This window comes from Shewanella sp. YLB-07 (assembly GCF_009377275.1).
The window spans coordinates 414,368-423,654 of the sequence record NZ_VOQB01000006.1; the positions used below are offsets into that span (position 1 = coordinate 414,368).

General features: G+C 43.7%; 10 protein-coding genes and 5 tRNA genes. 10 read left to right on the forward strand and 5 right to left on the reverse strand.

The window, feature by feature from the left end; translation table 11 throughout:
- Positions 1-11 precede the first annotated feature (11 nt).
- On the forward strand, positions 12-965 hold the full coding sequence (gene trxB / locus FS373_RS15945; protein WP_152829841.1) for a thioredoxin-disulfide reductase: 954 nt from the start codon (positions 12-14) through the stop codon (positions 963-965).
- A gap of 149 nt (positions 966-1,114) precedes the next feature.
- Here the strand turns inward: trxB and rplT are convergent, their stop codons facing one another.
- The 4 genes from rplT to thrS all read right to left on the reverse strand — a co-directional run bounded on the left by rplT (position 1,115) and on the right by thrS (position 4,245).
- Positions 1,115-1,474, reverse strand: a complete 360-nt coding sequence (gene rplT / locus FS373_RS15950; protein ID WP_144046658.1) for a 50S ribosomal protein L20 — start codon at positions 1,472-1,474, stop codon at positions 1,115-1,117.
- A gap of 17 nt (positions 1,475-1,491) precedes the next feature.
- A complete protein-coding gene (gene rpmI, locus FS373_RS15955) occupies positions 1,492-1,686 on the reverse strand; it encodes a 50S ribosomal protein L35 (RefSeq protein WP_005503401.1) in 195 nt (64 codons plus the stop codon).
- An 84-nt stretch (positions 1,687-1,770) separates the two neighbouring features.
- Positions 1,771-2,313: a translation initiation factor IF-3 gene (gene infC / locus FS373_RS15960; protein ID WP_144046659.1), complete on the reverse strand. Its 543-nt coding sequence runs from the start codon at positions 2,311-2,313 to the stop codon at positions 1,771-1,773.
- Between the two features lie 3 nt (positions 2,314-2,316).
- The gene (thrS, locus tag FS373_RS15965; RefSeq protein WP_144046660.1) at positions 2,317-4,245 is read right to left on the reverse strand and encodes a threonine--tRNA ligase; all 1,929 of its coding nucleotides are present in this window, start codon (positions 4,243-4,245) and stop codon (positions 2,317-2,319) included.
- A gap of 296 nt (positions 4,246-4,541) precedes the next feature.
- Between thrS and FS373_RS15970 the strand changes: the two genes are divergently transcribed.
- From FS373_RS15970 to FS373_RS15980, 3 genes are all read left to right on the forward strand, one after another.
- On the forward strand, positions 4,542-4,865 hold the full coding sequence (locus FS373_RS15970) for a hypothetical protein (RefSeq protein WP_152829842.1): 324 nt from the start codon (positions 4,542-4,544) through the stop codon (positions 4,863-4,865).
- Positions 4,866-5,050: 185 nt separating this feature from the next.
- Positions 5,051-5,782, forward strand: coding sequence for a pteridine reductase (locus FS373_RS15975; protein WP_144046661.1), 732 nt, complete (start codon positions 5,051-5,053; stop codon positions 5,780-5,782).
- A gap of 103 nt (positions 5,783-5,885) precedes the next feature.
- Positions 5,886-6,086 (forward strand): CPXCG motif-containing cysteine-rich protein, encoded by a 201-nt coding sequence (locus FS373_RS15980; RefSeq protein WP_041419882.1) that lies wholly within the window; start codon positions 5,886-5,888, stop codon positions 6,084-6,086.
- A 29-nt stretch (positions 6,087-6,115) separates the two neighbouring features.
- Here FS373_RS15980 and FS373_RS15985 read toward each other — a convergent pair whose 3' ends face one another.
- Positions 6,116-6,751, reverse strand: coding sequence for a riboflavin synthase subunit alpha (locus tag FS373_RS15985; RefSeq protein ID WP_144046662.1), 636 nt, complete (start codon positions 6,749-6,751; stop codon positions 6,116-6,118).
- Between the two features lie 32 nt (positions 6,752-6,783).
- Here FS373_RS15985 and FS373_RS15990 point away from each other — a divergent pair, with 32 nt between their 5' ends.
- The 6 genes from FS373_RS15990 to FS373_RS16015 all read left to right on the forward strand — a co-directional run bounded on the left by FS373_RS15990 (position 6,784) and on the right by FS373_RS16015 (position 9,185).
- Positions 6,784-8,160: an MATE family efflux transporter gene (locus tag FS373_RS15990; protein ID WP_144046663.1), complete on the forward strand. Its 1,377-nt coding sequence runs from the start codon at positions 6,784-6,786 to the stop codon at positions 8,158-8,160.
- A 232-nt stretch (positions 8,161-8,392) separates the two neighbouring features.
- Positions 8,393-8,469: transfer RNA gene (locus FS373_RS15995), tRNA-Met, on the forward strand.
- A gap of 7 nt (positions 8,470-8,476) precedes the next feature.
- A tRNA-Val gene (locus FS373_RS16000) sits at positions 8,477-8,553 on the forward strand.
- A gap of 163 nt (positions 8,554-8,716) precedes the next feature.
- Positions 8,717-8,793, forward strand: a tRNA-Val gene (locus FS373_RS16005).
- A 194-nt stretch (positions 8,794-8,987) separates the two neighbouring features.
- Positions 8,988-9,064 (forward strand) — tRNA-Met (locus FS373_RS16010).
- A 44-nt stretch (positions 9,065-9,108) separates the two neighbouring features.
- A tRNA-Met gene (locus FS373_RS16015) sits at positions 9,109-9,185 on the forward strand.
- The last annotated feature ends 102 nt before the right edge of the window (positions 9,186-9,287 follow it).

Here is a 9,287-nt window from a genome sequence, read left to right on the forward strand (position 1 = left end):
CGGAGAAAAGAATGAGTCAAGTTAGACACTGTGAACTGTTGATTTTAGGTTCAGGCCCAGCGGGCTACACTGCTGCTGTATATGCCGCTCGCGCAAACCTGAAGCCAGTTTTAATAACAGGTATACAGCAAGGCGGTCAACTTACCACCACAACAGAAGTTGAAAACTGGCCAGGCGATGCAGATGATCTCACTGGTCCGGCATTAATGGAGCGTATGCAGAAGCACGCAGAAAAATTTGATACTGAAATCATTTTTGACCACATTAACGAAGTTAACCTAGATGTTCGTCCATTTCAATTAAAGGGCGACAACGGTGAGTTCACTTGTGATGCACTTATCATCTCAACAGGCGCTTCAGCCATGTACCTTGGTTTAAATTCTGAAGAAGCATTCAAGGGTAAAGGTGTTTCAGCCTGTGCAACCTGTGATGGTTTCTTCTATCGCAACCAAAAAGTTGCCGTTGTCGGCGGCGGTAATACCGCTGTAGAAGAAGCACTTTACCTCAGTAATATCGCCTCTGAAGTTCACCTGATACATCGCCGAGATACATTCCGCAGTGAAAAAATCTTAACCAAGCGCCTCATGGATAAGGTTGAAAACGGCAACATTATTCTTCACTTAGACAACACATTAGATGAAGTTGTTGGCGATCAGATGGGCGTAACTGGTCTTAAGATGAAGAGCACGAAAGATGGTGCTATCAAAGAACTTGAATTAATGGGCGTTTTCATTGCCATCGGTCACAGCCCAAATACTGGCATGTTCGAAGGTCAATTAGACATGAGCCATGGCTACATCAAGGTACAAAGTGGTTTGAATGGCAACGCTACTCAAACAAGCATCGAAGGTGTTTTTGCTGCAGGTGACGTGATGGATCAGCACTACCGTCAAGCTATCACTTCGGCTGGCACAGGTTGTATGGCAGCACTTGACGCCGAACGTTACTTAGACGCACTCAAGTAACCTGCGTTATTTCACATGATAATTTATAAATAGTAGGCTATTGCCTACTATTTTTTTGCCTGTTATTTGATACCGATACTCTCAATGAGTAAATTACAGGCATAAAAAAAGGGACCAAAAGGTCCCTTTAATCAAGATGAATCAACTAATTACTTAGCTAATGCGTCTTTTGCTCTCTCAACCAAAGTTGTAAATACAACTTTGTCGAATACAGCGATGTCAGCTAGGATCTTACGATCGATTTCAATAGAGGCTTTTTTCAAACCATTAATGAAACGGCTGTAAGACAGACCATTTTGACGAGCTGCCGCATTGATACGTGCAATCCAAAGTTGACGGAATTGACGTTTCTTCTGACGACGGTCACGGTAGGCATATTGACCAGCTTTAGTTACTGCTTGCTTAGCAACACGGTAAGTACGTGAGCGAGCTCCGTAATAACCTTTGGCTAGTTTTAGTACTTTCTTGTGACGAGCACGAGCGGTTACACCACGCTTAACTCTAGGCATTGTTTATTGCTCCTTTATTAAGCGTATGGTAGTTGACGTGCAATTGCTGGCATGTCGGCTTTGCTAACTAAACATTTAGCACGTAAGTGACGTTTACGCTTAGTGCTTTTCTTGGTCAAGATGTGACGTAAATGAGCTTGCTTACGTTTGAAACCATTAGCGGTTTTCTTAAAACGCTTCGCTACACCCTTGTCAGTTTTCATTTTAGGCATTGCTAAAACTCCGCATTGGGATATTAATAAAACGCAAGGCGAACAGAGACCTTAACAGACCCCTGCTACTTTTATTTGGCCCTACTATTTCTTTTTCGGCGCGAGTACCATCACAGCTTGGCGACCTTCCATTTTCGGGAAGGACTCAACTACTGCTATCTCAGCCAAATCATCTTTAATACGATTCAAAAGTTTCATACCAAGATTTTGGTGAGCCATCTCACGACCACGGAAACGCAGCGTTACTTTCGCTTTGTCACCGTCAGTTAGAAAACGATTCAGGTTGCGTAGTTTTACCTGATAATCGTTTTCATCGGTACCGGGACGGAATTTAACTTCCTTCACCTGCACGATTTTCTGCTTCTTTTTTTGTTCTTTCTGAGCTTTCGCTTTATCAAAAAGGAACTTTCCGTAATCCATTATACGGCAAACCGGCGGCTCAGCGTTAGGACTAATTTCAACGAGATCTACACCTGCTTCATCAGCCAGTTCCTGTGCTTCACTAATTGATACTACTCCAATAGGCTCACCTTCAAGACCGTTCAAACGTACTTGTTGTACACCTGTGATGAGTTCGTTTATTCTATTCGGGGCCGCCTGGCGCCCTGCTGTTTTTTTGATCTTTATGACCTAATCCTCCAACAAAATGAGACTACGGAGCGAAATTTGTTTATTGATTTTGGCCGCGAAATCTTCGATCCGCATTTTGCCTAAATCAACACCATCTCTGGTTCGCACCGCAACTTCCTTATTTTCCATTTCTTGATCACCAACGACCAATAAATAAGGAACACGCCTTAAGGTGTGCTCACGTATTTTAAAGCCTATCTTCTCATTTCTCAAGTCTTTAGAAGCACGAATTCCGTTTTCTTTTAATAAATTGACGACTTCATGGGCATAATCTGACTGTTTGTCAGTAATGTTCATGACGACGACTTGCATCGGCGCTAACCAAGTCGGAAATTTACCCGCATACTCTTCGATAAGAATACCCAAGAATCGCTCTAGTGAACCTAATATCGCACGATGAATCATCACCGGCGTTTGTCGACTGTTATCTTCGGCAACATAAGTAGCACCTAAACGACCAGGAAGCGCATAATCGAGTTGAACCGTACCACACTGCCAAGCACGATCCAGGCAGTCATGTAATGTGAACTCAATCTTAGGTCCGTAGAAGGCGCCTTCTCCGGGTAAGATCTCAAATTCTATGTCATTGGCGACCAGGGCTTGTTTAAGCGCTTCTTCGGCTCTGTCCCACATCTCATCATCACCGATACGCTGCTCAGGACGAGTCGAGAGTTTAACGACAATATTTTTAAAGCCGAATGTTTCGTAAGTATCGTACACCATCTGGATACAGGCACTGACTTCTTGCTGTACCTGAGCTTCTGTACAGAAAACATGGGCATCATCTTGAGTGAAACCACGAACACGCATTAGGCCATGGAGTGAACCCGATGGTTCATTACGATGACAACAACCGAACTCAGCCATACGCAATGGAAGATCGCGATATGATTTAAGGCCTTGGTTAAAGATCTGTACGTGACCCGGACAGTTCATCGGCTTAATTGCGTACTCACGATTTTCAGACTTAGTGGTGAACATGGCCTCTGAATACTTATCCCAGTGACCGGAACGTTCCCAAAGTACACGATCCATCATTAACGGACCTTTCACTTCCTGATAGGTGTACTGACCTAGCTTTTGACGAATGAATGTCTCAAGCTCGAGAAATAACCTCCAACCATCATTATGCCAAAACACCATTCCAGGTGCTTCTTCTTGCATATGATACAAATCGAGTTGTTTGCCTATCTTACGGTGGTCGCGCTTAGCCGCTTCTTCCAAGCGATTCAGGTGTACCTTAAGGGCTTTCTTATCTGCCCATGCCGTACCGTAGACACGTTGCAACATCTTGTTATCAGAGTTACCGCGCCAATATGCCCCAGCAACGCTCATCAACTTGAAGTTTTGACAAAATCTCATGTTTGGTACATGAGGTCCGCGGCACATATCGACATATTCTTCATGATGATATAACGCTGGCTGGTCATCTTGACTTATGTTCTCATCCAAGATGGCCATCTTGTATGTTTCGCCGCGCGCTTCAAATGTGTCGCGGGCGACTTGCCAGCTCCCCACTTTTTTCTCAACTTTATAGTTTGTTTTTGCAAGTTGAGTCATGCGCTTCTGCAGCGCATCTATGTCTTCCTGGGTCAGCTTGTGCTCAAGATCGATATCATAATAGAAACCATTATCAATAACCGGACCGATAGCCATCTTAGCTTCTGGCCATAATTGCTTGAATGCATGACCGAGTAGATGAGCACATGAATGACGAAGTATTTGTACACCCTCGTCGTCTTTCGCTGTGATGATCGATAACTCAGAATCTGTGTCTATAATGTCACAAGCATCTTTAAGCTCACCGTTCACTCGACCGGCAATACAAGCTTTCGCAAGACCAGGGCCAATGTCGGCGGCAACATCTAAAGTAGAAACAGGGTTAGCAAACTCACGTTTGCTTCCATCAGGAAGTGTAATAACAGGCATGAAAAATCCTTATCCAGTGGTGACCCCCACGTAGGGCCACTTGCTAATATAGTTAAAATAGAAGCGCCAATGGGGTAAGCCATTACAAGAGTCTTAATCACCTTAGGCGCAAGCGGCTAATTCTACGAGATCTGTACCTCTGAGTGCAAGCTTAAAAACTCAGTACAGCCAGTCATGTCAAAGTATTCAATAGAAGGCTAATGTCATGATTTTAAATTTTTATTGTCACCTTTTATTCATTGAAGTCACCTAATCTAGGGTCATCTAATCTAGCTAGACAAGATCAGGAGGTTAAAATGATAAATTTATTCATACTAACAGGTGCACTACTGCAAACATCTACGCTAAGACTAAACCTTCAGGCCCCCCCCTTTGTATTCGCCCAACTCTCAGTCATTCCCGGTGCTCTGGTGGAGGAAAATATCAGTGAGGGCACACGTTTCTCCCCAAACCTTCACAGCGGACTTGTGTTGGAAATTCAATCTAGCTTAGATGAACAATTTAATATGATGGTGACTTCGCTCGACGCGGAACTCGCTAATGGTTCTACAGAATCAAATTCCGCCAGTTTAAGAACGACTCAAATCCCTCCTTACCCCTACATCTTACAGACTGACTGAGCATCTTCAGACTTGAGTATACCTATAGGTATTTACAGCGAGGATGACAAACAAAGCAAGTCACCTCGCTTTAACCGCCTTCATTGCTTAAAACTATATTCTATAACGCTGACATTGCTTTTCCCCCCAGCTTTAAGGGAAGATGTTATTAGCAGTAACATCAATTCCCCCTAAGAGAGATAAACATGAAGCAATGGGCGTTAGTGACAGGTGCAGCAAAACGAATAGGTCGTGAGATAGCAATAAAATTACACTCTAGTGGCTATAATGTCATCATTCACTACGGAGCTTCTGCCGATGCAGCCAGATCACTGTGTGATGAACTGAACCGAGCCAGGGAAGATTCTTGTATTACAGCGCAAGCCGATCTCTCTACTGAGGAAGGCATAAATGATTTAGTAAAGGTTACGACTAGCTTCAAACTGTCAATTCTCATCAACAACGCATCTGAATTTTACCCTACCCCATTGCAAGACACTCAGTTTAATGACTGCCAGCGTCTATTAGCCATTAACCTTCTAGCGCCCTACTTTCTAGCACAGAAATTATCTCCCTTATTGAGTAAAAATAACGGAGCAATCATTAACTTACTCGATATTCATGGCCAAAAACCGCTTAAAGACCATGGGATATACTCAATATCTAAAGCAGGGTTACAGATGGCTACCTTATCCTTAGCGCAAGAGATGGGCCCCGAGATTAGAGTCAATGGCATAGCGCCTGGTGCAATTCTATGGCCAGAAAACAGTCAAAACAATGCTCAAGAATCTATAATTAAACAGATCCCTTTGGCTAAATGCGGTTCACCAGCAGACATTGCAAACACGGTTCAATTTCTAGTTAATAGCAGTTATATATCAGGACAGATTATCGCTATAGATGGCGGCCGCACAGCGACTGGGTACATGGGAGCATAAAGTATCAATTAGGTATGTTGAAGATAAAAAGTTAAGGGGCGGTAATATTGATTAGCTCATGCTAAGCCGTCCATTTTCCACGAATGGATGATAAGGAGTGTTTATGAAATTTTCCACTCAAACAATCAGTTGCCCCCACTGTGGGCACCATCAACATATCGATGTCGATGGCACCTGCGGTGATCAAGATTACTATGATGATTGCCGGATCTGTTGTAATCCAATACATCTAAGGCTTCACCTCGATGAGGCTCGCCATAAAATAGAGTTGTATATTGATTCAGGTGACGAACAGATATACTGAAATTGATTCACCTAACTCGAATCATCAAGTTAACAAGATGAATTTAATGAGTCTGTAAGCCCTCTTTGTGCCAGCACACGCTCAACGGTATCAACGATGGCCTGTGTTTGACTGTCTATCTCTATATTGAGCTTATCCCCCAGCTCAAGCAAATCCAGATTAGTCAGTTTTAACGTCTCTGGGATTAAATGCAGCATAAAGCTATTTGCGGTAGTCGCCCCTACCGTAAGGCTGCAACCATTAATACCCACGAAGCCTTTATAAAGAATGTAATTCATCCATTTTTTATCGACTTCGAGCTCGATATTGAAATGTTCGCTTGTGTTACTGAGGCCACAAACTCTTGCTTGAGTATGGATATGGCCAGAGAGAATATGTCCTCCAATCTCACGACCAAATGTAAGCGAGCGTTCTATGTTCACTTGTGAACCAACTTGTAATTTTGTGAGGTTCGTCACACTCAATGTCTCTTCCATTACATCGAAAAAAACCCTATCATCTTCAATTCGTGTAACCGTTAAACAGACCCCGTTGTTCGCAACACTTGCGCCTGTTATGAGCCCTTCACGTAACTCGGGTTCCATAGCGATCTCTAGCGTATTTAAGCCATCTTTCTTATTTATCGCAACCACTTCGCACGTGGCTTGAACTATACCTGTAAACATTTTATCTCTCGTTAGTATTTAAGGCAGTTTTCATGAATCAATTCGGCTTTCAGGCCAAACGCTTAGTACAACTCGCACTACCTGTACTCATAGCCCAAGTGACGCAAACTATGATGGGCTTTATCGACACGGTTATGGCGGGTCGAGTCAGTGCAGTCGATATGGCTGCCGTTGCAATAGGAACTAGCTTGTGGTTGCCAGCATTGCTATTCGTTCAGGGGTTACTACTCGCGTTTACCCCCGTGTTTGCCCATCATCATGGGGCAAACAACCAAAAAGCAATACAACCTCTCGCCTTTCAAGCTGCTTATATTGCCATAATTGGTAGCCTAGGTGTGATCCTGTTTCTCAGTTTTGCTGAAAACATCTTTACCATGATGCAATTAGACCCGGAACTGGCGAGTCTTAGTATTGGATATCTCGATGGATTCGCCTGGGGCGTACCTGCATTTGTTCTTTATCAGGTGCTGAGAGGTTGCAGCGAAGGGATCTCCTATACACTACCGACTATGGTAATAGGTTTTGTCGGTTTGGCAGTTAACATCCCGGCTAACTATATCTTTATCTATGGCCACTTAGGCATAGAGCCTATGGGTGGTGCTGGCTGCGGTATTGCGACAGCCTTAGTTTTCTGGGCTATGCTGATTGCTATGGTCATCTATATGCAACTGCATAAACGTTTTAAAGAATTAGCTCCCTTTAAGTCTTTCCATAAACCACATTGGCATACAATTTGGGATATGACTAAGCATGGTTTTCCCATTGCAATGGCACTTTTCTTCGAAGTCAGCCTATTTGCCATTATTGCCCTCCTGCTTGCTCCACTCGGGGCTAATGTCGTTGCAGGACATCAAATTGCAATGAACTTCTCATCTATCGTATTCATGATACCTCTTTCAATTGGTATCGCAGTCTCGATACGTGTCGGTTATTATTTAGGCCAAGATAAGAGTGAGATTTCGGCACTGATAACTAAAGTAGGTTTAATCATCTCCTTCAGTCTAGCCATGCTGACTGCAATTATTACGGTGCTTTTCAGGACAAAGATAGCCCATCTATATAATAGTAACCCCGAGGTGGTCACTTTAGCCGGAAGCTTGATGTTCTTTGCCGCACTTTATCAATTATCAGACTCGGTACAAGTTGTAGCCGCCGGAGCATTACGTGGCTACAAGGATACTCGCAGTGCCCTTTATATTACATTAGTCTCTTATTGGGGGATCGGCATGGTTATAGGTTACATACTTGCCAGAACAGATATTGTGGTCCCAGCCATGGGCGCTCAAGGATTCTGGATCGGATTAATAGCAGGGCTTACAAGTGCGGCAATATTATTTGCCCTAAGATTACGTTATATCCAGAAATCAGGTTTCAAGAAAGCGGCTTTAGAAGATAACCCAGCGCAGTAAACTAGCCCTTTAGGGGAAATTAAAGTAAAAATGCTGAAATACCGATTAAAAAGTAACTGCCGAGAGAAGTCCCAAAGGCTTTTCTCGTCTATTTCGCACTAGAAAAGAGCATGTTGCACAGCAAATCGCCGCTTAATCAATAAATGTATCTTTTTACTTGCAACCTAAGCACCATACTCCTACTATAGCGCTCGTTCCAAGGCACTAGCCAAACGAACAAAGTGAAATCGGACGCGGGATGGAGCAGTATGGTAGCTCGTCGGGCTCATAACCCGAAGGTCGTTGGTTCAAATCCAGCTCCCGCAACCAATTTTATACAACCGTAGCTCAGTTGGTTAGAGCACTACCTTGACATGGTAGGGGTCGGTGGTTCGAATCCACTCGGTTGTACCAATTCTTTATAAGCGGAATTAAAACAACTTATAGCGTCACCGGACGCGGGATGGGGCAGTATAAAGCTACTCGGACTCAACTCTTTACGAAATCAAGGCGAAGATCGTTGCCCTGCTTTTATAAAAAGTAATCCAGCTCCCGCAACCAATTTTAAAAGACACATACAACCGTAGCTCAGTTGGTTAGAGCACTACCTTGACATGGTAGGGGTCGGTGGTTCGAATCCACTCGGTTGTACCAATTCTTTAATAAGTAGAATTAAAACAACTTATGGCGTTTATCGGACGCGGGATGGAGCAGTATAAAAGCTACTCGGACTCAACTCTTTACGAAATCAAGGCGAAGGTCGTTGCCCTGCTTTTATAAAAAGTAATCCAGCTCCCGCAACCAATTCTTTATAAGCAGAATTAAAATAACTTATGGCGTTTATCGGACGCGGGATGGAGCAGTATGGTAGCTCGTCGGGCTCATAACCCGAAGGTCGTTGGTTCAAATCCAGCTCCCGCAACCAATTCTTTATAAGCAGAATTAAAATAACTTATGGCGTTTATCGGACGCGGGATGGAGCAGTATGGTAGCTCGTCGGGCTCATAACCCGAAGGTCGTTGGTTCAAATCCAGCTCCCGCAACCAATTCTTTATAAGCAGAATTAAAATAACTTATGGCGTTTATCGGACGCGGGATGGAGCAGTATGGTAGCTCGTCGGGCTCATAACCCGAAGGTCGTTGGTTCA

Excerpts from the sequence above, each read along its gene's own strand:
- trxB (WP_152829841.1), top strand. The coding sequence starts at position 12 with ATGAGTCAAGTTAGACACTGTGAACTGTTGATTTTAGGTTCAGGCCCA.
- rplT (WP_144046658.1), bottom strand. The coding sequence starts at position 1,474 with ATGCCTAGAGTTAAGCGTGGTGTAACCGCTCGTGCTCGTCACAAGAAA.
- rpmI (WP_005503401.1), bottom strand. The coding sequence starts at position 1,686 with ATGCCTAAAATGAAAACTGACAAGGGTGTAGCGAAGCGTTTTAAGAAA.
- thrS (WP_144046660.1), bottom strand. The coding sequence starts at position 4,245 with ATGCCTGTTATTACACTTCCTGATGGAAGCAAACGTGAGTTTGCTAAC.
- FS373_RS15970 (WP_152829842.1), top strand. The coding sequence starts at position 4,542 with ATGATAAATTTATTCATACTAACAGGTGCACTACTGCAAACATCTACG.
- FS373_RS15975 (WP_144046661.1), top strand. The coding sequence starts at position 5,051 with ATGAAGCAATGGGCGTTAGTGACAGGTGCAGCAAAACGAATAGGTCGT.
- FS373_RS15980 (WP_041419882.1), top strand. The coding sequence starts at position 5,886 with ATGAAATTTTCCACTCAAACAATCAGTTGCCCCCACTGTGGGCACCAT.
- FS373_RS15985 (WP_144046662.1), bottom strand. The coding sequence starts at position 6,751 with ATGTTTACAGGTATAGTTCAAGCCACGTGCGAAGTGGTTGCGATAAAT.
- FS373_RS15990 (WP_144046663.1), top strand. The coding sequence starts at position 6,784 with ATGAATCAATTCGGCTTTCAGGCCAAACGCTTAGTACAACTCGCACTA.